Here is a 21,169-nt window from a genome sequence, read left to right as displayed (position 1 = left end):
GCCCGATTTCGCGTAAATTGTTCAAAACGTCGTGGAACCGACTTTCCCAGGCGGCGTTAGAGGCCAAATGTGCCAGAGCTACGGCATCTTCCTGGGGCCTTGCAGACAAGCATGCATCAACCTTCCCGCCGCTTCCTGTTGAGGGAGCGTACAGCCGCAGCGCACCGCCGTGTCGATGAACGCGTCGGAAGTTTCGATACCGTCGAAGCCTATGGCCACTATCTGACGGGCCTCTACCGGTTCCGGCTCCCGATCGAGCGGGCGCTGCGGGGAGCCTCTTTTCCGCATAGCCTGGAAAGCTGGCAGCCGACCCTTGTCGGTCCCGAGCTGTCCGCGGACCTGCTGGCCCTGGGATTGCCGGTGCACGATGTTCCGGAATGGCCGGTTGGCCTGCTGGCGGACGATTCATCGCTGTTCGGCTGCCTTTATGTTCTGGAAGGCTCCGGATTTGGCGCGCGCATCCTGCTCAAGCGAGCGCTCGCGCTCGGGCTGGACCGTGGACATGGGGCAAGTCACCTCTCGCGCCAGGCTTCGTCCGACAGCTGGACCGTATTCGTTTCGGCGCTCGAAAATGCCGATGGGCTGGACATGGAACGCGTCGTGTCGGCGGCGCTGAGCACGTTCGCCGCGGCTGAGAAGGCATTCACGAGACTTGAAGATGTTGAATAAGACGGCGGTGAACCTGACCAATTGCGACCGGGAGCCCATCCATATCCCCGGGAGCATCCAGCCGCATGGCTGCCTGATCGCCTGCGATGCGAACGCGGTCACGTGCCTGCGCCATTCAGCCAATGCCAACGAGACGCTCGGCCGGGACGGTGAGATCAACGGGACGCCGCTGGAAGCGATCCTTGGCGACAGGGCTGCCCACGATCTTCGCAACACGCTGGCGACGGTGGGATCAGGATCGCGCCCGGCGCTGCAATTCGGCGTCCAGCTGCCTTCCGGCAGGGCCTTCGACATAGCCGTGCATCGCCACAAGTCCAGCACGATCATCGAGCTCGAGCCCGCCAGCAGCGACGCCGAGCAGCCGCTGACGCTTGCCCGCTCGCTGATCGGCCGTCTTGGTGATATCGAGGATGTCGACCGCCTGATCAACCAGGCGGCGCGGCTTGTGCGCGGCCTGCTGAACTACGACAGGGTGATGGTGTACCGCTTCGAGGCGGATGGGGCCGGCAAGGTGGTCAGCGAGGTCAAGCGCGCGGACCTGGAAAGCTTTCTCGGCCAGTATTTTCCGGCGAGCGACATCCCCCAGCAGGCGCGCAGCCTCTATCTGCGCAACACGATCAGGATCATTTCCGACGCCAGCGGCGAGCGGGTACCGGTCGTGCCGGAGCTGGATGCCTCCGGCGAACCGCTCGATCTGTCGTTCGCGCATCTGAGAAGCGTCTCGCCCATCCATTGCGAGTATCTGCGCAACATGGGCGTGGCGGCCTCCATGTCGATATCCGTCATTGTCGACGGCGCGCTCTGGGGGCTTATCGCCTGCCACCACTACAGCGCGCGATCGCTGCCGATGGCAAAGCGCGTTGCGGCGGAAATGTTCGGCGAGTTCTTCTCCCTGCATCTGCAGGCGCTGAAGCAGAAGCGGACGCTCGAAACCGCCAGGATCGCGCGTCAGGCGATCGACGGCTTCCTGAAGCTGGCCTCCCGAACCGCCGACCTGGACGCGTTGCTGCGTGACAATCTGCCGGAACTGGCCAAGCTCATGCCCTGCGACGGGGTCGGCCTGTGGAAGGACAAGAAATGGACCGCGGTCGGGTCGGCGCCCGCGGCGGACTATATCCCCGACCTGTCGCGCCATGTCGGGACCGTCGCCGATGGCAAGGTGTGGGCCAGCCATTCGCTTTCCCAGGGCTTCCCGGATGCCGAGGATTTCAGCCGCGACGCCGCCGGCCTGTTGGCGGTGCCGCTGTCGCAACGCCCTAAGGATTACCTTTTCTTCTTCCGCAAGGAATTGGTGCAGACGCTCAATTGGGCCGGAAATCCCGACAAGGTCTATGAGGTCGGGCCGCTCGGAGACCGGCTGACGCCGCGCAAGAGCTTCGCCATCTGGAAAGAAACCGTCCACATGCAGTCGCAGCCCTGGACCGAGGCCGATCGCGAGATCGCCGAGGCCGCGCGCATCGCATTGGTAGAGATCGTTCTCCACCACAACGAGCTTGTCGCCGAGGAACGCGACAAAGCCGATGTGCGGCAACGCATGCTGAACGAGGAGCTCAATCACCGCGTCAAGAATATCCTGGCGGTCATCAAATCGCTCGTCGGCCATCCGGTGCAGGAAGGCCGTGGACTGAGGGACTATGTCGAGGCTCTGAAGGGCCGGATCCAGGCGCTTTCCTTCGCGCACGACCAGGTGGTGCGCGGCGATGGCGGCGGTGCGCTCGCCGATCTGCTCAATGCCGAGCTGTCTCCCTACCGGACGCCGTCGTCGACAGTCGAACTGGCCGGGCCGGCCGTCTGGCTCGACGCACGGGCTTTTTCCGTGATGGCCCTGGTGTTGCACGAGATGTCCACCAATGCCGCCAAATATGGCGCGCTGTCGAAAGCGGGAGGCACTGTGAGCATCTCGTGGAAGCTGCTCGACGGCGGCGACTGCGAACTGCTGTGGAGCGAGACTGGCGGCCCCGGGGTTTCGCCGCCGATGCGGTTCGGGTTCGGCGCCGCTCTGGTCGACCGCAGCATTCCCTACGACCTCGGCGGCGAAAGCCGGGTCGACTACAATCCGGACGGTATCAATGCGCGGTTCGTGCTTCCGGCCAGGCATGTGGCGGCGCCAGTCGAGACCAGGAGGCATGAGGATGCGGCGGGGCACGCCGCCTCCGTCAAGGAGACGGGTTTCGACGGCGATCTGCGTGTCCTGCTCGTCGAGGACCAGATGCTGATCGCCATGGACGCGGAAAACATGCTGGCCGATCAGGGAATTTCGAACGTTTCGGTCGCCGCCTCCGCCGCGGATGCATTGCAGAAACTGCGCGCAGGCGCGCCCCATCTAGCGGTGCTCGACATCAATCTGGGGGAGGGGACGTCGCTGCCGGTTGCCGAGGAGCTTTCGCGGCGAGGCATTCCGTTCGTGTTCGCCACGGGGTACGGCGACAAGTCGTTGATCCCGTCGGCCTTCGCTGACGTAGCGGTGGTCTGCAAGCCCTACAATGCCGACGCCCTGCGGCGCGCGCTGACAGCGGCTCTCCAGTCGCAGAACCGGCGCACCACGGCCTGATCCCGGATTTTCACGACATTCCAAACCTTGTCACGGGCCGATGTTCACCGCGTGATCGAGATTTCGTGTTTGACCTGACAGCGGCTTTCCTTTCGCCCCAGCGGACGACGATGATAGCGTCATGGCCCTCAGGGGCAGGGGGAAATCATGAAGAAAGTCGCGTACTCGATATTGGTGGGGCTCTTTTGCGCCGCGCAGGCCAATGCGGGCCAGCAAATCCTGCGCCACGAACCAGGCGGCGGACAATTGCGCACAGGTGAGACTGTCCTTGTGGACGACGGCTCCTGCCCGAAAGGACAGATCAAGGAAGTCAAGGCCGGGAGCGACCGCAGCGTCAAGACCGGCAACAAGGTGGCCGGCCACAAGCGCACCTATCGTTGCATCCGGCATCCCTGATCCCGCTGCGCGGGCAGATCAGTCCCGGGAGGATGATTTGTGAGGAGCCGCCCCGGGACTGGCCGGAGCGGGCCGGTCAGCCGTTTGCGCGGCCAGCCGCAATGCCCTCAGCCTGGCGGTCTTCTCTTCCCGGGCCGCACGCTCGGCCGCGATGACGATCTCGGATTCCCGCTTGGCGCGCTCGTCGCGCTGCGTATCCACTTTCGCCCGGGTCATTCGTCGGTTCTCCGTTTCCTGCACATTTCTACAGAGGTTGTCGGGCCTCTGGGCCACCTGCCCACGAGCAGGATGCCGGGACAGTTCGGCGCTGACGATTACAAATGATGGTCGTCGCCGACTTTTGCGCGGCACCCGCCATCAAGCTCGCCATTTCAGGCATATGACCAGGGATGCCTCAAGGACGTGGTTTCCCGTGTCGTCGCGGACCTTGACGGCAATCGCAGTTCGATCGTCTTCCAGCATTTCGTCGCGAATGATGTCTGGCAGGATCCGAACCGCTTCGCGCCGCAGGCGGTCGCGGCTTTCAAAGACCTGACCCTCCTCGTCCACGGTGAGGCCATCACTGCTGTACAGGTCCAGGTAATATCGCGGCATCTTGCAACTGAATCCGGTTGGCGGCGTTGGCGAAAGATGAATCGTCAATTCCCGGATTGGGGTGTTGTTCCATTCGCGAAGCATTTGCCGGCGAATAAGCGTCTTCTAACAAATGTTAATGCCTGGCATCGGCCAAGGACATAGTGCTTCCGCCGCCGCCCGATGCTTCCCACCGAACTGTTGGCGATCAGCTCTAAGCCCTTTCGCTGGAGGTAGTGGTGCTTGAATCCCTGTATCTGAACCTTGGCCAGCACGATGCGCTTTCCGATGCGGAGAAGGCGCTGCTGGTCGGCGCCATGACGTTCGAGAGGCACTTTGCGACGGGCCAGGATATTGTCGCCTCCGGATCGCGGCCGACCTACTCGACCCTGATCCTGGATGGGCTGGCGGCTCGCTACAAGGTGCTGGAGGACGGCGGCCGGCAGTTCACGTCGCTTCAGGTGGCCGGCGATTTCGTCGATCTCCACGCCTTTCTGCTGAAGACGATGGACCACGGCATCGTTGCGCTTTCGCCCTGCCATGTCGTTTTCGCCGACCACAGCCGGCTGCGCGCCATCACCGAGGAGGCGCCGCACCTCACCCGCCTGCTCTGGCTGGACACGCTGGTGGACGGCGCCATTCACAGGGAATGGATCGTCGCCATGGGCCGCCGCTCCAAGACCTCGCATCTTGCCCATCTCGTGTGCGAACTCTTCGTTCGCCTCCAGGTGGTGCAGCGGACCAACGGCATGAGCTTCCACCTGCCCTTGTCGCAAGCCGAACTCGCCGACGTGATCGGCCTGTCCGTTGTGCACATGAACCGGGTCATCGGCGCCCTGCGCAAGATCGGCGTCGTCAGCTGGGCAAACCACACGGTCACAATCCTCGACTGGCACAAGCTTCAGGAAATCGCCGAGTTCGATCCGACCTACCTCAGCATGACGCGGGAGCCGCGCTAGATCAGGCACCTCAGCCTGGCGGCCCGTTGCGCTATCGGCGCCGGTGCCCGGCGCTTCCGCGTTGACGGCAGCGTCGGCAAACCCAAAATCTTTATAAAATTCCTATTTCTTTTCGCGCCGCCTCGTCTCGAACCTTTATGGCGATCGGGTCCATATTCCGTGTGAGAAAAATTTCGGCGCCGTTGTGGGTATGCGACGGGCCGTTCCGGGTATTGCCAGCCTTTGGATCAAAGGCGCAAAATACTCTATAGCACAAGGAACGAGAGCAATGGACATAGTTCTTATCGGGATAGGGGTTTTGTTCTTCGCTCTATCCATGGCTTACATCAAAGTCTGCGACAAAATCTGAGCGGAAGGACCGGACCATGCTTGTCGATTACATCCTCGGTGGCGGCGTGACCTTGTTCCTGCTCGTCTACCTGACCTACGCGCTGGTTCGCCCAGAACGCTTCTGAAGGCACGGAAAGCCACAGCCATGACAATGAACGGTTGGATACAGATCCTGGTCTTTTGCGGGATCATCGTTTTGCTGGTGAAGCCGCTCGGCGGCTATATGCACCGCGTCTTCAGCGGCGACCGCACGCCGCTCTCGCTGATCTTCGGCCCGCTCGAGCGCGGGCTCTATCGCATTTGCGGAACCAGCGACCGCGAGGAGCAGCACTGGACCACCTATGCGGTGGCGCTGCTGCTCTTCAACCTTGCCGGCTTCCTGGTGCTCTATGTCCTGCAGCGCGTGCAAGGCGGCCTGCCGTACAATCCGGCCAGCATGAGCGCGGTCGACGCGGCACTTGCCTTCAACACCGCCGCCAGTTTCATGACCAATACCAACTGGCAGAACTATGGCGGCGAAAGCACGATGTCCTATCTCGTGCAGATGGCCGGCCTGACCGTGCAGAACTTCGTTTCGGCCGCCACGGGCATCGCCATCGCCATGGCGCTGGTCCGCGGTTTCGCCCGTGCCTCCGGCAAGTCCATCGGCAATTTCTGGGTCGATATGACCCGCGCCACGCTCTACGTGCTCCTGCCCATCTGTGTCGTGCTGACGCTGGTCTATGTCTGGCTCGGCATACCGCAGACGCTCGGGCCTTATGTGGATGCCGCGACGCTGGAAGGCGCCAAGCAGACGATCGCGCTTGGCCCGGTCGCCTCGCAGGTCGCCATCAAGATGCTCGGCACCAATGGCGGCGGCTTCTTCAACGCCAATGCGGCGCATCCGTTCGAGAACCCAGACGCGATCTCCAATCTCATCCAGATGGTGTCGATCTTCGCCATCGGCGCTGCCTTGACCAATGTCTTCGGCCGCATGGTCGGCAACCAGCGCCAGGGTTGGGCAATCCTGGCCTCGATGGGCGTGCTGTTCATCGTCGGCGTCGCCGTCTGCTACTGGGCGGAAGCCGCGGGCAACCCGCTGGTCCATGCGCTGGGCATCGACGGTGGCAACATGGAAGGCAAGGAGACACGCTTCGGCATCGCCGCGTCGGCGCTGTTCGCGGTCATCACCACGGCCGCCTCCTGCGGCGCGGTCAATGCCATGCATGACAGCTTCACCGCGCTCGGCGGGATGATCCCGCTCATCAACATGCAGCTCGGCGAAGTCATCGTCGGTGGCGTCGGCGCCGGTTTCTACGGCATCCTGATGTTCATCGTGATCGCCGTCTTCGTCGCCGGCCTGATGGTCGGCCGCACGCCGGAATATCTGGGCAAGAAGATCGAAGCCAAGGAGGTCAAGATGGCAATGCTCGCCATCCTCTGCCTGCCGCTGGCGATGCTGGTCTTCACCGCAATCTCGGTGGTGCTGCCGAGCGCCGTGGCCTCTATGGGCAATGGCGGTCCGCACGGCTTCTCCGAGGTGCTCTATGCCTATACTTCGGCGGCGGCCAACAATGGCTCGGCCTTCGGCGGCCTCAGCGGCAACACGCCCTGGTACAACATCACCATCGGCATCGGCATGCTCATGGGCCGCTTCCTGGTCATCATCCCGGCGCTTGCCATCGCCGGCGCGCTGGCGGCGAAGAAGACCGTGCCCGCCTCGGCCGGCACGTTCCCGACCGACGGCCCGCTGTTCGTCGGCCTGCTGGTCGGTGTCATCGTCATCGTTGGCGGCCTGACCTTCTTCCCGGCGCTCGCCGTCGGCCCGATCGTCGAGCACTTGGCGATGATCCATGGACAGACCTTCTGAGGCGGCCATGCCCTGGTTCAGCACCATGCGTCGCAAGGGCCGGCTGCCAGCCGGCAAGGAGGGGGATGCAAAACCCCCTCCATTCCCGAGCGTGTCCACATTCCTGGGCATTGCCGCGGTCATGATCGTGATCTGGCTGCTGGTCTACGGCCCACCCTTTTCGGCATCCGTTCGGTCGGTGCCGTCCAACAACACTGAAGCCGGAGCTTCAAAATGAGCCAGTCAAAATCAGCCAGCATCCTGGATGCCGGCATTCTTTGGCCCGCCATCGGCGGCGCCTTCCGCAAGCTCGATCCGCGCACGCTGGTCAGGAACCCGGTGATGTTCGTCGTCGCCATCGTTTCGGCGCTGACCACTGTGCTGTTCATCAGGGACCTCATTACCGGCGGCGGGGACCTGCGCTTCACGCTGCAGATCATCATTTGGCTGTGGTTCACCGTGCTGTTCGCCAACTTCGCCGAAGCCGTCGCCGAGGGGCGCGGCAAGGCGCAGGCCGATTCCCTGCGCAAGGCGCGCACCGAGACCCAGGCCAAGCTGCTCGCCGGTGAAGACCGCACCAAGTTCAAGCTGGTGCCGGGCACCAGCCTGAAGGTCGGCGACATCGTTCTCGTTGAGGCCGGCGACATCATCCCGTCGGACGGCGAGGTGGTGGAAGGCGTGGCCTCGGTCAACGAGGCGGCGATAACGGGCGAGTCCGCGCCGGTCATCCGTGAATCCGGCGGCGACCGTTCGGCGGTCACCGGCGGCACGCAGGTGCTGTCCGACTGGATCCGCGTGCGCATCACCGCGGCGTCCGGCCACACCTTCCTCGACCGGATGATATCTCTCGTCGAGGGCGCCGAGCGTCAGAAGACCCCGAACGAGATCGCGCTCAACATCCTTTTGGTCGGCATGACGCTGATCTTCGTGCTGGCCACCGCGACCATTCCGAGCTTCGCTTCCTATTCCGGCGGCTATATCTCGGTGACGGTGCTCGTCGCCCTGTTCGTGACGCTGATCCCGACCACCATCGGCGCCTTGCTTTCGGCCATCGGCATTGCCGGCATGGATCGCCTGGTGCGCTTCAACGTGCTGGCCATGTCGGGCCGCGCCGTCGAGGCCGCCGGCGACGTCGACACGCTTTTGCTCGACAAGACCGGCACCATCACGCTGGGCAACCGCCAGGCCACCGAACTCCGGCCGGTCAAGGGCGTCAGCGAGCAGGAACTGGCCGATGCGGCGCAGCTTGCCTCGCTGGCCGACGAGACGCCGGAGGGCCGCTCGATCGTCGTGCTGGCCAAGGAGAAATACGCCATCCGCGCCCGCGACATGGCCACCTTGCACGCTACCTTCGTGCCCTTCACCGCCCAGACCCGCATGAGCGGCGTCGATGTCGACGGCTCATCGGTGCGCAAGGGCGCCGTCGATTCGATCCTGGCCTATGTCAACCAGCCGACCGTTGCCGCCCATGGCACCCGGCCCGGCAGCGATACGGTGCGCGACTTGCAGTCGATTGCCGACGAGATCGCGAAGTCGGGCGGCACACCGCTTGCCGTCGAGCGTGACGGGCGCCTGCTCGGCGTCGTCCATCTGAAGGACATCGTCAAGGGCGGCATCCGGGAGCGCTTCGCCGAACTGCGCAGCATGGGTATCCGGACCGTGATGATCACCGGCGACAATCCGATGACCGCGGCTGCGATCGCCGCGGAAGCCGGCGTCGACGATTTCCTTGCCCAGGCAACGCCCGAGGACAAGCTGAAGCTGATCCGCGACGAACAGGCCAAGGGCAAGCTGGTCGCCATGTGCGGCGACGGCACCAATGACGCACCCGCGCTTGCCCAGGCCGATGTCGGCGTCGCCATGAACACCGGCACGGTGGCCGCCCGCGAGGCCGGCAACATGGTCGACCTCGACAGCGACCCGACCAAGCTGATCGAGATCGTCGAGATCGGCAAGGCGCTGCTCATGACGCGCGGCTCGCTGACGACCTTCTCCATCGCCAACGACGTCGCAAAATATTTCGCCATCATCCCGGCGATGTTCGCCGTCTTCTACGTCGCGCCGGGGCAGACCACCGGGCCGCTGCAGGCGCTCAACATCATGCACCTGGCGACGCCGCAGAGCGCCATCCTGTCGGCAATCATCTTCAACGCGCTGATCATCATCGCGCTGATCCCGCTGTCGCTGAAAGGCGTCAAATACCGGGCGATCGGCGCCGGCGCGCTGCTCAGCCGCAACCTTCTCGTCTATGGCCTCGGCGGCATCGTCGTACCGTTCGTCGGCATCAAGCTGATCGACATGGCCGTCACGGCCCTTGGCCTCGCATAAGGATCATTCCGATGCTCAAGCAAATCAGACCCGCGATCATCATGATCGCCTTCTTCACCATCCTGACCGGGCTCATCTATCCCATCGGCATGACCGGCATCGCCCAGGCGCTGTTTCCCAGGCAGGCCAATGGCAGCCTGATCGAGAAGGACGGCAAGGTGATCGGCTCGTCGCTGATCGGCCAGGCCTTCGCCAGCGACAAATACTTCCATGGCAGGCCGTCCGCCGCCGGCAATGGCTATGACGCCGGCGCCTCCAGCGGTTCGAATCTCGGCCCGACCAATCCCAAGCTGATCGATCGCATCAAGGGCGATGCGGAGAAGTTGAAGGCGGAGAATCCGGGCGCGCCGGTTCCGATGGGCCTCGTCACCACATCGGGCAGCGGCCTGGATCCGCATATCAGCCCCGACGATGCCTATTTCCAGGTGCCGCGAGTAGCCAAGGCCAGGGGCCTCGACGAGGCCAAGGTCAAGTCGCTGGTCGACAGCCAGGTCACGGGCCGGGAACTCGGGTTCCTGGGTGAGCCGGTGGTCAATGTGCTGGCTCTCAACATGGCGCTGGACCAGACCAAATAGTGAAGCATTGCGCCGGGGATCGACACGATCCCCGGCGCAATTCATGATCTCTTTCAACGATCAGGATTCGAAACAGCACGGCCCGCGCGCTTCAGGGAGCATATGCCGGACGACAGAACCAACGCTGAAAAAAGACCTTCCCCCGATGCACTGCTCGAACACGCCGAGCGCGAGGGGCGCGGGCGTCTGCGCATATTCCTCGGCGCCGCGCCCGGCGTCGGCAAGACTTACGAGATGCTGATGGCCGGCCGCGCCCGGCTGGCCGACGGCGTCGATGTGGTGATCGGCGTCGTCGAGACGCATGGCCGCAAGGAAACGCTGGCTCTGGTCGAGGGCTACGAGGTCGTCCCGCGCCGGCCGGTCGAATACAAGGGCCGCGTCCTCGACGAGATGGATCTGGACGCCATACTGAAACGGCGGCCGGCACTGGTCCTGGTCGATGAACTCGCCCACACCAATGCGCCAGGCAGCCGCCACCCCAAGCGCTATCTCGACGTGCAGGAAATCCTGACGCGCGGCATCGACGTCTATACCACCCTCAACATCCAGCATGTCGAAAGCCTGAACGACGTCGTCGCCCAGATCACCCGCGTCAGGGTCCGCGAGACAGTCCCGGACTCCATCATCGACCAGGCCGATGACATCGAAATCATCGATCTCACGCCCGACGACCTGATCAAGCGGCTGCAGGAAGGCAAGGTCTATTTTCCCAACACCGCCCAACGCGCCATCGAGAACTATTTCTCGCCTGGCAATCTGACGGCGCTGCGCGAACTGGCGTTGCGCCGCACCGCCCAGCGCGTTGACGAGCAATTGCTCAACCACATGCAGTCCCACGCCATCGAAGGCCCATGGGCGGCCGGAGAGAGGGTGCTTGTCTGCCTCGATGCGCGGCCCGGCGGGGCGGCGCGCGTGCGCTATGCGCGCCGGCTTGCCGACCGGCTGCGGGCGCCTTGGACGGCGCTGCATGTCGATACGCCCCGGTCGGCCGGCATGTCCGAGGAAGACAAGGACCGGCTGGCGACCCATATGCGACTTGCCGAGCAGCTCGGCGCCGAGGTGACGACCATTCCCGGCCAGAATGTCGCGCAGGATATCGTGCGCCACGCGACGGCGAACAATTTCACCCATATCGTGGTCGGGCGGCCGACCCGCTCGCGCTGGCGCGAATTGATCGAAGGCTCGCTCACCTATGATCTCATCCGCAATGCCGGCGACATCAGCGTACATGTCATTTCCGGTAACGAGCGCAACACCGACGCGCCTTCCAGGGCCGTCAGCGCGGCGGCCGAGCGCCGGCAGTTCCAGATCTGGCCCTATCTGTTCGCCACCGCCTTCGTCGCAGGCGCATTGGCTGTCAGCACGGTTCTCGACCAGTTTCTCGACGTTCGCAATCTCGCGATCGTGCTTCTGCTGTCGGTGCTGACATCGGCGGTGACGTTCGGACTGTGGCCGGCACTCTATGCCTGCTTCCTGAGCGCGCTTGCCTTCAACTATTTCTTCCTGGAGCCGCGCTACACGCTGACGATCCGGGATCCGGAAAGCATCGTCGCGTTCGCCGTCTTCCTTGTCGTCGCCATCATCGCCAGCAATCTGACGGCGCGCGTGCAAAGGCAGGCCGCGGCGGCCCGCTCGCGGGCGCGGGCCACGGAAGATATCTATCTCTTCTCCAAGAAGCTCGCCGGCGCCGGCACGCTCGACGACGTGCTGTGGGCCACGGCCTTCCAGATCGCCTCGATGCTGAAGCTGCGCGTGGTGCTGCTCCTGCCCGAGGACGGCACCATCACCGTCAAGGCCGGCTATCCGCCCGACGACACGCTGGCCGAGGCCGACATCGCCGCCGCCCGCTGGGCCTGGGAGCACAACCGTGCCGCGGGTCGTGGCGCCGACACGCTTCCCGGCGCCAAGCGTCTCTATCTTCCCTTGCGCACGGGCCGCACCGCGATCGGCGTCGTCGGCCTCGACAATGACAAGCAAGGCCCGATTTTGACGCCCGAGCAGCAGCGCCTGCTCGACGCGCTCGCCGACCAGGCGGCGGTGGCAATCGAACGCATCCAGCTCGTCGCCGACGTCGACCGCGCCAAGCTCGCGGCGGAGGCCGACCGGCTGCGCTCGGCGCTCCTGACCTCCATTTCGCATGATCTGAAGACGCCGCTTTCGGCCATCATGGGAGCGGCTGGAACACTCAAGGAATTCGCCCCGGCACTTCCCGAACAGGACAGGGCGGAACTGCTGGCAACGGTGATCGACGAATCCGAACGGCTGAACCGGTTCATCGCCAACCTGCTCGACATGACCAAGATCGAATCCGGGGCGATGGAGCCGAACTATGCCCTGCACTATGCCGGCGACATTGTCGGTTCGGCACTCGGCCGCGCCCGCAAGATCACCAGCGAGCATAGGATCGAGGTCGACATCCCATCCGACCTGCCGATGCTGAAGCTCGATCCGGTGCTGTTCGAGCAGGTGCTGTTCAATCTTCTCGACAATGCCGCGAAATATTCGCCGCCGGCTTCGACGATCCGCCTGCAGGGCTGGCGCGACAATGGCAGCGTCATCCTGCAGATCATGGATGAGGGGCCAGGCATTCCGCCACAGGACCTGGAACGTGTGTTCGACACCTTCTACCGGGTGCGCAAGGGCGACCAGGTGCGCGCCGGCACTGGGCTCGGCCTGTCCATCTGCCGAGGCTTTGTCGAGGCGATGGGCGGCACGATCAAGGCCTCCAACCGAACCGATCGCTCCGGTGCTGTTTTCACTATCAGGATGCCGGTGCCGAGCGAAGCGGCCGATCTCGGCACTGGCGGCCGCCATGAGCCCGGCGTGGAGCGCCTCCCATGACAAATTCGAATGTGAGGATACTGGTTGTCGACGACGAGCCGCCGATCCGCAAACTGCTTCGGGTCGGTCTCGCCAGTCAGGGCTATGCGGTAAGCGAGGCGCCGAACGCGAAGGCCGCGATCGAGCTCATGGAGCAGGAAAAGCCGGATCTGGTGCTGCTCGATCTCGGCCTGCCCGGCATGGGCGGCCACGAGCTTCTGCGCCAATGGCGAGACGGCGGCCTCGACATCCCCGTCGTCATCCTTTCCAGCCGCACCGACGAGGCCGGCATCGTCAACGCGCTGGAGCTTGGCGCCGACGACTATGTGACCAAGCCGTTCGGCATGAACGAACTGGTGGCGCGCATCCGCGTGGCGCTCAGGCACAAGTTCCAGCAGCAGGGCGAGAAGCCCGTCTTCCAGAGCGGCGACCTCAGCGTCGACCTGGTCAAGCGCATCGTCAAGGTCGAGGGCAGGGAGGTGAAACTCTCGCCGAAGGAATACGACATATTGCGCATCCTGGTGCAGCATGCCGGCAAGGTGCTGACCCACCATTTCATTCTCAAGCAGATCTGGGGCGACACCACCGACGTGCAGTATCTCAGGGTCTATGTCAGGCAGCTCAGGCAGAAGATCGAAAAAACCCCCGACCAGCCGCGCTACATCACCACCGAGACCGGCGTCGGCTATCGCTTGCGGGTCGAGTGACAGGCACCTGCGTCAGCCGGCGGCTTCGAGCTGCCGATTTGCCGCCGCCGATGTCCGCAAGGCCGCCAGGCAGCCGAGGACACCGAGCGGCACGAAGGCAAGGAACAGCCAGCTCGCGACGGCGGCCGCAGCGTCGTGGTTCAACCCTTGCGAAAACCCGCTGGCATTGGCGACGATGCCGGCAAGTGCTGCTCCGACGGCATAGCCGATGCGCTGCATGGTCGGCACCGCGGACGAGGCGATGGTCTGTTCCTCGCGCGGCGCGGAAGCGACGATGACGCGCGTTACGAACGGCCAGGCAATGCCGAAGCCGCCGCCCTGCAACAGCGCGCAGACGAGGATCAGCGGGATCGAGCCCAGCGGGATCGTGTAGGCGAAGCCGGCGATGCCGGCCGCGATCATCAGCGCACCGCAGACGATGATCAGCTTTTCGCGTTGCGGCGGCGCGTTGGCGACGAGGATCGACAGGATCGACCAGGCGATCGATTCGGCGGCGATGATGTAGCCGGTGGTCAGAAGCGGAATGTCGTGCAGGCTGGTCAGCAGCAGCGGTCCGTAGACGCCGAAGGAGCAGGTCGCGACGGAAAAGGCGGCGATCATGGTCATGCCGGCGCCGACCGGCGTGCGCCAGGAGAACAGCCGCGCCGGGAAAAGCCGCGAGCGGGGCTTCAGCCCGTCGATGTAGAAGAACAATGCCAGGCCGGCGAGGCCCAGCACGATCAGCAATGAGGAGCGCAGCAAGGCGATGTCGACGCCGGCGGAGGCGATGAGCACCACGGCGACGGCAAGGCAGCCCAGCGCGGTGAACGGGAAAGGCGGCGCCTTGCCCGCGCTCGCGCTCGGCCGCCTTGCTTCCGGCGTGTCGAGGGCGACGAAGCTCGCCAGTGCCATGGCGGCGCCGCCCAAGGTGAAGACGCCGAAGGCCCAGCGCCATGACAGAAATTCGGTCATGATCGCGCCCAGCAGCGGGCCGCTGAACGCGGCGACGCCCCAGATCGCCGACATGATGCCGAACAGCTGCGGCCAGATGGCGCGCGAGAACAGCCGCTCGACCGACACGTAGGCCAGCGACACCAGCGCGCCGCCGCCAAGCCCCTCGACCAGGCGGCCGGCAAGGAACAATTGCATGGAAGGCGCGGTGGCGCAGAGGAGCGCCCCGGCCGCGTAGAGCAAAGCAGCGACCACCATGTTGGTGCGCAGCGCGACATAACTCACCAGCCGGCCGGCCGCGGCACCCGCGACGATGGCGCCGAGTTCGTAGATCGCCAGCGACCAGCCGACGAGCTGGACACCAGCCAGTTCGCCGACCATGGCGGGCATGACGGTCGCCACCATCGTTTCGTTCGTGGCGTGCAGCAGGATACCGAGGCTGATGAAGCAGAAGCGCGCCAGGTCGCCGCTTGCCCACAATGCGCGCCAGTCGACCTTGTTCGTGCCGAATTCAGTCATCTTCACCCCCGCCTTTTGCACATAGCTCGACGGCGGCGCGCGCGACCAGAAGCCAGAAAGGAGCTTCCGGCAGGACCATGCGCGCCTGATCGGCGTACTGCTGGATGGGGTGGGCTTGTAGAACCTCAACCGCGGTTGAGTTCAAGCGGGTTTTTCGCGGCTTCGTCATCCACGGGATGCACTTGCCCGTGCCTGTGCCCGCCGATCAGTTCTCGGTGCTGCGCAGCTGGAACTGGCTGACGCCGATGGCAAGGTTGACGCCGGTCTGGGTCTGCAGGCTGAGCGGCTGCAAGGTGAAGGCCTCGGAGGAACCGCCGACTAGCAGATTGGCGCCGGCGCCGACGGCTGCCGTCACTTCCGCGCTGGCGCCGACATAGTCGCCCGCCAGCGCGCCCGGCGCATAGATGTTCTTCAGCGGCGTCAGCACCAGCCAGCGCATCACCGCCTGCTTGGTTGTGCCGATGTCGAGGCCGTATTTGTTGACGGCGCCGAAATAGGCTTCCGGCGCGAAGGTCTTGTCGGCTGGGGTGAAGGTGCAGCTCAGATCCTTGCTGGAGCCGAAGATGAAGCCGGTGCCGCCCGATATGGCGCATTCGAGGGTGCCGAGTTCCACGCCCCGATCCTGCGCCCGCGCGGTGCCGGCTAGCATTGTTGCGATCACGGCAGCGGCAAAGGCTATCCTCGGCATGCGGTCCCCTAAAGCAAACGGCCCGGAACCATCCTATCTGGTTCCGCGCCGCGGGGTAGTGGCCTTGGAGCCGAGGCTCCAGGTCAATTATTTGAGCGAGTGGATCAGCTCGAGCGAGGTTACGGCCACGGCGAGATTGACGCCCGTCTGCGCCTGGACGCTGAGCGGCTCGAGCATGAAGGCGCTGTCGAAGCCGCCGACCAGCAGGTTGGCGCCACCGCCGGTCACCACGCTAGCCTCGGCGTTGACGCCGTAATAGCTGCCGGCGAGATCGCCGGCGTCACGGTCGCGGGTCGCGGCGAAAACCGCCCAGACGAGCTGGCCCTGATGCGTTTGACCGAGATCGACGCCAAGCTTGGAGATGACGCCGGTGTAAATCTCCGACGGTCCATGATGATAGGGACGGAAAACGCAGGACACGCCCTTGTTGGAGCCGACGACGAAAGAGGTACCGCCGTCTATGGTGCAGTCGAGCGTGCCGAGCTGCAGCTTGCCGGCGTTGGCCGGGGCGGCGGCGAACGCCGTCGTGGCGAGAACGGCGGCACAGGCGAGTTTCTTGATCATGGGACGGTCCTTTCATAATTGCCGCAAAACAACGGCTTGAATGGCCAGACCGTTCCGTCGAAAACTTGGCGCGAACAAGGCAAACGTTAACCTGGTATAACCGGGGTTAACGCGTGGTTGCCGGATCGGCGGCGATCTTGCGTGCGGCGTGTCCTTTTGGACACGCAAACAGGCGGCTATCGCCTAGATGCCGCCGCTGACGACGATGTCAGCTGGCGCTGGCGCCGACGCGGGCCAGACCGTCCTTGGCCGGCTGGTAGCTCGGGTCGAGCCGTACAGCCTCGCGATAGGATTTCTGCGCCTTGGCCTTGTCGCCGCGCCGTTCGTAGATCAGCGCCTGATTGGCCCAGGCCTCGGCGTTCTTGCCGTCGAGCTTGATGGCCATGTTGAAGTCGGAGAAGGCGTTGTCCTCGTCGCCCGTCGCCAGATAGGAGAGGCCACGGCCGTTATAGGGTTCGGCGGCGTCAGGCGCCAGCGAGATGGCGGTCGAGAAGTCCTCGATGGCGAATTTGTGCTGGCCCTGGCTCTGATAGATCAGGCCGCGATTGTGGTAGGCGCGTGCGTCGGTGGTGTCGAGCTGGATCGCCTTCTGGAAATCATTGAAGGCATCCTGGGTGCGGCCCGCCTTGCGGTAGAGATTGCCGCGGCCGATATAGGCGGCGTCATAATTGCCGTTGATCTGGATCGAACGGTTGTAGTCGGCAAGGGCTGCTTCCTGGTTGCCGAGGAAACGCTGGATGAGGGCCCGGTTCGAATAGGCCTGGTAGAAATTCGGATTGATCTGGATGGCCTGGTTGAAGTCCTTGAGCGCCGCCTGATACTGGCCGCCGCGGCCATAGGCCGAGCCGCGCACATTGTAGCCTTCCGGATCCTGGGGATTGCGCTGGATCACGTCCGACAGCGAGGAGATGTTCTCGCTCGACCCTTGCGCCTTGTCGATGTTGTTGAACTCGCCGGCCGGGCCCGAGGTCTGGCAACCGGCCAGCACGAGTCCGGAAAGCAGGGCCGCTGTCAGGGCAAAGCCACGAAATGTGGTTTTGCTCTCCACGCTGATTGCGTTCATATCTGCCCTGTCCTCACTTGCGCCGCGTCGTTCAGGTCCGGATCCCCCCTCCGGGCCGGGTCTCAATCAAAATAAAAAGGTGGCGGCGATTCCGCATCGCGCCACCTTGGTATCCTTCGAAAAGGACGAAATATTGGCGATAATCAGCGCGGCGAACGCGGTGCGCCAGCAGCGCCACCAGCAGCAACCGGACGCGGGGTCATCGGCAGCAGGCCTTCGCGCTGTGCGCGCTTGCGGGCCAGCTTGCGGGCGCGGCGCACGGCTTCGGCCTTTTCACGGGCACGCTTCTCGGAAGGCTTCTCGTAGTGGCCGCGCATCTTCATTTCGCGGAAAATGCCTTCGCGCTGCATCTTCTTCTTCAGCGCGCGAAGCGCCTGATCAACGTTATTGTCGCGGACGAGTACCTGCACGGGCAATCCTGTCTTTCGGGTTTGATATCAACAGGCTCGCGGCCATAGCCACTAGCCTCCGCGGCGATCGACACCACGAATTGTGGCGGCTGATAGCAGAATCAAGCCTCGCTGTCCACAGCCGAAATGAAGGACGGCGGCCAAATCGCCACCAGCTGCCAAATAGGGCCCAACTATGCGCTGGCCAGATGCAGCCGCTCGAAATCCTCGAAGAACTCGCCGTAGTCGCAGGTGATCTCTTCGCCGGCGGCTATGTCGCGGGTGGCGGTGGCGCCGCCATACTGCGAGAAATCGGTATTCGGCGTCGCCGAATGGTTCATGAAGCGGCCATTGTCGACCTCATAGACCATGAAGCCGGGCTTGTCCGGGCTCGGATAGGCGTAGCGGTCGAGCAGTTCCTTCAGAGGTTGGGCGGCGGTCTCGTATTTTTCCATCGGGATCAGCCGGTCGAAATCCGGGTCGAGGCGCCAGATCGAGGCGCCTTTCCGGATCGGCTCGGCGGCAAACATGCCGACGCCCTCGATTGCGCTTTGCGCCACATAGGTTCGGATCAGCATCATCTGTTTGGGACCCATTTTGACAAGCAGACCTGTTTCAAAAACGGAATCGCCAAATCGCGCCGAAAAAGCAAGGCCGGAGGCCTGCGTCACAGCGACGAACAGGCCTCCTCGACTGAAAACCGGCTTCACGTCCGGTTGATCGAGACGCCGCCATCGGCAAACAGCGCCGTGCCGGTGGTGAAGCTCGACGCATCGGAGGCGAGATAGAGCGCCGAGCGCGCGATCTCCTCCGGCCGCGCCATGCGCTTCAAGGCATGGATGCCCTCGACGAAGGCGCGGGCCTCGGGTGTGGTCGTCGTCGCGCCGGGCGTGTCGGTGCCGCCCGGCAGCAAGGCGTTGACGCGAAGGCCGTTCGGTCCGTGCTCGGCGGCCAGAACCTGCGTCAGGCCGATCAGCCCGGCCTTGGCGGCGGCATAGGCCGCCATGCCCGGCATGCCGGCGGTGTAACCGACGAAGCTGGACGTGAAGATCAGCGAGCCGCCGCCGCGCTCCAGCATCGCCGGTATCTGATATTTCGCGCCGAGAAAGGCGCTGGTCAGGCCGGTGTCGATCGCCCCGTGCCACGTCCGCGCGGACATGGCAGGCAAAGGCCCCATCGCTCCGACCGCGCCGGCATTGTTCAAGGCGATGTCGAGGCCGCCGAAGCTGCCGACCGCGAGCTCCACAAGAGCCTGCGCATAGGTTTCGTCGGTTACGTCACCCGCGAGCGCGACGGCCGTGCCGTCGGCCGCCTCGATCTCGGCCACGACTGCATCAAGCTCTGCCTTGCGGCGACCTGAAATGACGAGCCTTGCGCCTTCCCTTGCGAACAGTATTGCGGCGGCGCGGCCGATGCCGGAACTTGCGCCGGTGACGATGGCGATCTTGTTGGCGAGTGCGAGCATGTTCGGCGTCCTTTTCCCTCGCGCCGGTTCAGTCGGCGGTCGGATGCTGGGTCGCAAATCAAGGCAGGGCGAACCACCCGAAACCCGCGCAGGCTCGCGCCGGCCTATTGGCGCAGCAGCCAAGCCAGACGGTCCAACGAAAACGCGTAGCTGATGGCGATCAGCACCGCCATGACGATGGCCGTGGCGGCATGGCCGGCCACATAGAAACCCGCCGCGCCGCCGAACAGTATGATGAACTCCAGCACCAGCCGGACTGCGCCCGGCACTGGCATGGGCGCACGGCCTGACCGGCTCGGATCGCCCGGCACGGCAAAGACACCCCACAGGATGGCGGCGATGAGCGGCAGGGCCAGGGCAAGGATCCAGCGCCACCATCCTCCGAAAAGGCTCCAGCCCGCCATGCCCAGACCGAGCAAGGCGGCAAGCTCCAGCAGGAAGCGCAATGTCAGATTCCACCAGGCGTTGCCCATCATCGTTCTCCGAATCCTTGGCGGCCGGGAGTGTGGCCGATGGCAAGGATCGAGGCCAGATCGGATGCATCCGTTTCGCCACGGCGCAAAACGGCAAGCGCCGTCGCAAACAGCGCAAGGATGGCAGCGCTGTTTCGCTAGTGATACACCTCGCGCGCCAGGGCCAGTAACAGACACCCTGCCGCCACCAGCGAGGCCAGGACGTTGAAAAAATATTCGGTATTCGCCATCGCCCGCGAGGCCATGCGCGGCCACAAGGGCTGGGAGGAACAATGGTCCTCGCCGGAGCCCAAGAAGGAATACGACGTCATCATCGTCGGCGCCGGCGGCCATGGCCTGGCCACCGCCTATTATCTCGCCACGGTGCATGGCATCACCAATGTCGCGGTGCTGGAAAAGGGCTGGCTCGGCGGCGGCAATACGGGGCGCAACACCACCATCATCCGCTCCAATTATCTCTATGACGAGAGCGCGGGGATTTACGACCATGCGCTGAAGCTGTGGGACGGGCTTTCCCAGGAGCTCAACTACAACGTCATGTATTCGGCGCGCGGCGTCATGATGCTGGCGCATAATGTGCACGACATCCAGGTGCTGAAGCGCCATGTCCACGCCAACCGGCTGAACGGCATCGACAATGAGTGGCTGAGCCCGGAGCAGGCGAAGGAATTCTGCCCGCCGCTCAACATCTCCAAGGACGCGCGCTACCCGGTCGTCGGTGCAGCCTTGCAGCGGCGCGGCGGCACGGCGCGTCATGATGCGGTGGCCTGGGGTTATGCACGCGGCGCCTCGGCGCGCGGGGTGCACATCATCCAGAATTGCGAGGTTACCGGGGTCAAGCGCGCCGCCAATGGCGCGGTGACGGGCGTGGAGACGACACGCGGCTTCATCGGCGCCAAGAAGGTCGGCGTGGTCGCCGCCGGGCATTCCTCCGTCATCATGAATATGGCCGGCGTGCGCATGCCGCTGGAAAGCTATCCGCTGCAGGCGCTGGTGTCGGAGCCGATCAAGCCGGTGGTGCCTTGCGTGGTGATGTCCAACACGGTGCATGCCTATATTTCGCAGTCCGACAAGGGCGAACTGGTGATCGGCGCCGGCACCGACCAGTATGTCTCCTATTCGCAGACCGGCGGCCTGCACATCCTGCAGCACACGCTCGACGCCATCTGCGAGATGTTTCCGATCTTCACGCGCATGAAGATGCTGCGCTCCTGGGGCGGCATCGTCGACGTCACGCCCGACCGCTCGCCGATCCTGGCCAAGACGCCGGTGCCCGGCCTCTACGTCAATTGCGGCTGGGGCACGGGCGGCTTCAAGGCGACGCCGGGCTCGGGCCATGTCT

The 21,169-nt window shown here is 64.3% G+C and carries 22 protein-coding genes; 12 read left to right on the top strand and 10 right to left on the bottom strand.

Annotated elements, in window-relative coordinates; translation table 11 throughout:
• Nucleotides 1-111 precede the first annotated feature (111 nt).
• The 3 genes from J0I79_RS09220 to J0I79_RS09210 all read left to right on the top strand — a co-directional run bounded on the left by J0I79_RS09220 (nucleotide 112) and on the right by J0I79_RS09210 (nucleotide 3,616).
• On the top strand, nucleotides 112-669 hold the full coding sequence (locus J0I79_RS09220) for a biliverdin-producing heme oxygenase (RefSeq protein WP_292856704.1): 558 nt from the start codon (nucleotides 112-114) through the stop codon (nucleotides 667-669).
• Entirely contained in the window at nucleotides 659-3,220 is a 2,562-nt protein-coding gene (locus tag J0I79_RS09215) for an HWE histidine kinase domain-containing protein (RefSeq protein ID WP_292856702.1), read from the top strand. The genes J0I79_RS09220 and J0I79_RS09215 overlap by 11 nt, the downstream gene beginning before the upstream one ends.
• A gap of 147 nt (nucleotides 3,221-3,367) precedes the next feature.
• A complete protein-coding gene (locus tag J0I79_RS09210) occupies nucleotides 3,368-3,616 on the top strand; it encodes a DUF6719 family protein (RefSeq protein WP_292856700.1) in 249 nt (82 codons plus the stop codon).
• An 18-nt stretch (nucleotides 3,617-3,634) separates the two neighbouring features.
• Here the strand turns inward: J0I79_RS09210 and J0I79_RS09205 are convergent, their stop codons facing one another.
• Together J0I79_RS09205 and J0I79_RS09200 are read right to left on the bottom strand one after the other, a co-directional pair.
• The gene (locus J0I79_RS09205) at nucleotides 3,635-3,832 is read right to left on the bottom strand and encodes a hypothetical protein (RefSeq protein WP_292856698.1); all 198 of its coding nucleotides are present in this window, start codon (nucleotides 3,830-3,832) and stop codon (nucleotides 3,635-3,637) included.
• 141 nt (nucleotides 3,833-3,973) lie between these two features.
• Nucleotides 3,974-4,210 (bottom strand): hypothetical protein, encoded by a 237-nt coding sequence (locus tag J0I79_RS09200; RefSeq protein ID WP_292856696.1) that lies wholly within the window; start codon nucleotides 4,208-4,210, stop codon nucleotides 3,974-3,976.
• A gap of 218 nt (nucleotides 4,211-4,428) precedes the next feature.
• Between J0I79_RS09200 and J0I79_RS09195 the strand changes: the two genes are divergently transcribed.
• The 8 genes from J0I79_RS09195 to J0I79_RS09160 all read left to right on the top strand — a co-directional run bounded on the left by J0I79_RS09195 (nucleotide 4,429) and on the right by J0I79_RS09160 (nucleotide 13,736).
• A complete protein-coding gene (locus J0I79_RS09195) occupies nucleotides 4,429-5,148 on the top strand; it encodes a Crp/Fnr family transcriptional regulator (protein WP_292856694.1) in 720 nt (239 codons plus the stop codon).
• A 365-nt stretch (nucleotides 5,149-5,513) separates the two neighbouring features.
• Nucleotides 5,514-5,603 (top strand): K(+)-transporting ATPase subunit F, encoded by a 90-nt coding sequence (locus J0I79_RS09190; protein WP_023669708.1) that lies wholly within the window; start codon nucleotides 5,514-5,516, stop codon nucleotides 5,601-5,603.
• Nucleotides 5,604-5,623: 20 nt separating this feature from the next.
• On the top strand, nucleotides 5,624-7,327 hold the full coding sequence (gene kdpA, locus J0I79_RS09185; RefSeq protein WP_292856686.1) for a potassium-transporting ATPase subunit KdpA: 1,704 nt from the start codon (nucleotides 5,624-5,626) through the stop codon (nucleotides 7,325-7,327).
• Nucleotides 7,328-7,334: 7 nt separating this feature from the next.
• On the top strand, nucleotides 7,335-7,544 hold the full coding sequence (locus J0I79_RS09180) for a hypothetical protein (protein ID WP_292856684.1): 210 nt from the start codon (nucleotides 7,335-7,337) through the stop codon (nucleotides 7,542-7,544).
• On the top strand, nucleotides 7,541-9,634 hold the full coding sequence (gene kdpB / locus J0I79_RS09175; RefSeq protein WP_292856682.1) for a potassium-transporting ATPase subunit KdpB: 2,094 nt from the start codon (nucleotides 7,541-7,543) through the stop codon (nucleotides 9,632-9,634). The genes J0I79_RS09180 and kdpB overlap by 4 nt, the downstream gene beginning before the upstream one ends.
• An 11-nt stretch (nucleotides 9,635-9,645) precedes the next feature.
• Nucleotides 9,646-10,209, top strand: coding sequence for a potassium-transporting ATPase subunit KdpC (kdpC, locus tag J0I79_RS09170; RefSeq protein ID WP_292856680.1), 564 nt, complete (start codon nucleotides 9,646-9,648; stop codon nucleotides 10,207-10,209).
• 102 nt (nucleotides 10,210-10,311) lie between these two features.
• Nucleotides 10,312-13,050 carry a sensor histidine kinase KdpD gene (locus J0I79_RS09165; protein ID WP_292856678.1) on the top strand — a complete coding sequence of 913 codons (2,739 nt, stop codon included), beginning with the start codon at nucleotides 10,312-10,314 and terminating at the stop codon, nucleotides 13,048-13,050.
• Nucleotides 13,047-13,736 carry a response regulator transcription factor gene (locus tag J0I79_RS09160; RefSeq protein ID WP_292856676.1) on the top strand — a complete coding sequence of 230 codons (690 nt, stop codon included), beginning with the start codon at nucleotides 13,047-13,049 and terminating at the stop codon, nucleotides 13,734-13,736. The genes J0I79_RS09165 and J0I79_RS09160 overlap by 4 nt, the downstream gene beginning before the upstream one ends.
• 12 nt (nucleotides 13,737-13,748) lie before the next feature.
• On the opposite strand, the gene J0I79_RS09155 is transcribed toward J0I79_RS09160, so the two are convergent.
• The 8 genes from J0I79_RS09155 to J0I79_RS09120 form a co-directional block, all read right to left on the bottom strand.
• Nucleotides 13,749-15,185 carry an MFS transporter gene (locus J0I79_RS09155; protein ID WP_292856674.1) on the bottom strand — a complete coding sequence of 479 codons (1,437 nt, stop codon included), beginning with the start codon at nucleotides 15,183-15,185 and terminating at the stop codon, nucleotides 13,749-13,751.
• Between the two features lie 205 nt (nucleotides 15,186-15,390).
• Nucleotides 15,391-15,873, bottom strand: a complete 483-nt coding sequence (locus tag J0I79_RS09150; protein WP_292856672.1) for a DUF992 domain-containing protein — start codon at nucleotides 15,871-15,873, stop codon at nucleotides 15,391-15,393.
• A gap of 87 nt (nucleotides 15,874-15,960) precedes the next feature.
• Nucleotides 15,961-16,437 (bottom strand): DUF992 domain-containing protein, encoded by a 477-nt coding sequence (locus J0I79_RS09145; RefSeq protein ID WP_292856670.1) that lies wholly within the window; start codon nucleotides 16,435-16,437, stop codon nucleotides 15,961-15,963.
• Nucleotides 16,438-16,645: 208 nt separating this feature from the next.
• A complete protein-coding gene (locus J0I79_RS09140) occupies nucleotides 16,646-17,500 on the bottom strand; it encodes a tetratricopeptide repeat protein (protein ID WP_292856668.1) in 855 nt (284 codons plus the stop codon).
• A gap of 143 nt (nucleotides 17,501-17,643) precedes the next feature.
• Complete coding sequence (rpsU, locus tag J0I79_RS09135) at nucleotides 17,644-17,910, bottom strand: 30S ribosomal protein S21 (RefSeq protein ID WP_137932868.1); 267 nt, start codon at nucleotides 17,908-17,910, stop codon at nucleotides 17,644-17,646.
• 173 nt (nucleotides 17,911-18,083) lie between these two features.
• On the bottom strand, nucleotides 18,084-18,470 hold the full coding sequence (locus tag J0I79_RS09130) for an SET domain-containing protein-lysine N-methyltransferase (RefSeq protein WP_292856665.1): 387 nt from the start codon (nucleotides 18,468-18,470) through the stop codon (nucleotides 18,084-18,086).
• Between the two features lie 125 nt (nucleotides 18,471-18,595).
• Complete coding sequence (locus J0I79_RS09125) at nucleotides 18,596-19,354, bottom strand: SDR family oxidoreductase (RefSeq protein WP_292856663.1); 759 nt, start codon at nucleotides 19,352-19,354, stop codon at nucleotides 18,596-18,598.
• A gap of 104 nt (nucleotides 19,355-19,458) precedes the next feature.
• On the bottom strand, nucleotides 19,459-19,827 hold the full coding sequence (locus J0I79_RS09120) for a DUF2568 domain-containing protein (protein ID WP_292856661.1): 369 nt from the start codon (nucleotides 19,825-19,827) through the stop codon (nucleotides 19,459-19,461).
• A 204-nt stretch (nucleotides 19,828-20,031) separates the two neighbouring features.
• On the opposite strand from J0I79_RS09120, the gene J0I79_RS09115 reads away from it, so the two are divergent.
• Nucleotides 20,032-21,169, top strand: a 1,138-nt coding sequence (locus J0I79_RS09115; protein WP_292856659.1) for a sarcosine oxidase subunit beta family protein, incomplete at its 3' end; no start/stop codon positions are given.

The sequence above is a fragment of the Mesorhizobium sp. genome, assembly GCF_017306585.1.
Lineage (GTDB): Bacteria > Pseudomonadota > Alphaproteobacteria > Rhizobiales > Rhizobiaceae > Mesorhizobium.
This window is presented reverse-complemented; position numbering and strand designations above follow the sequence as displayed.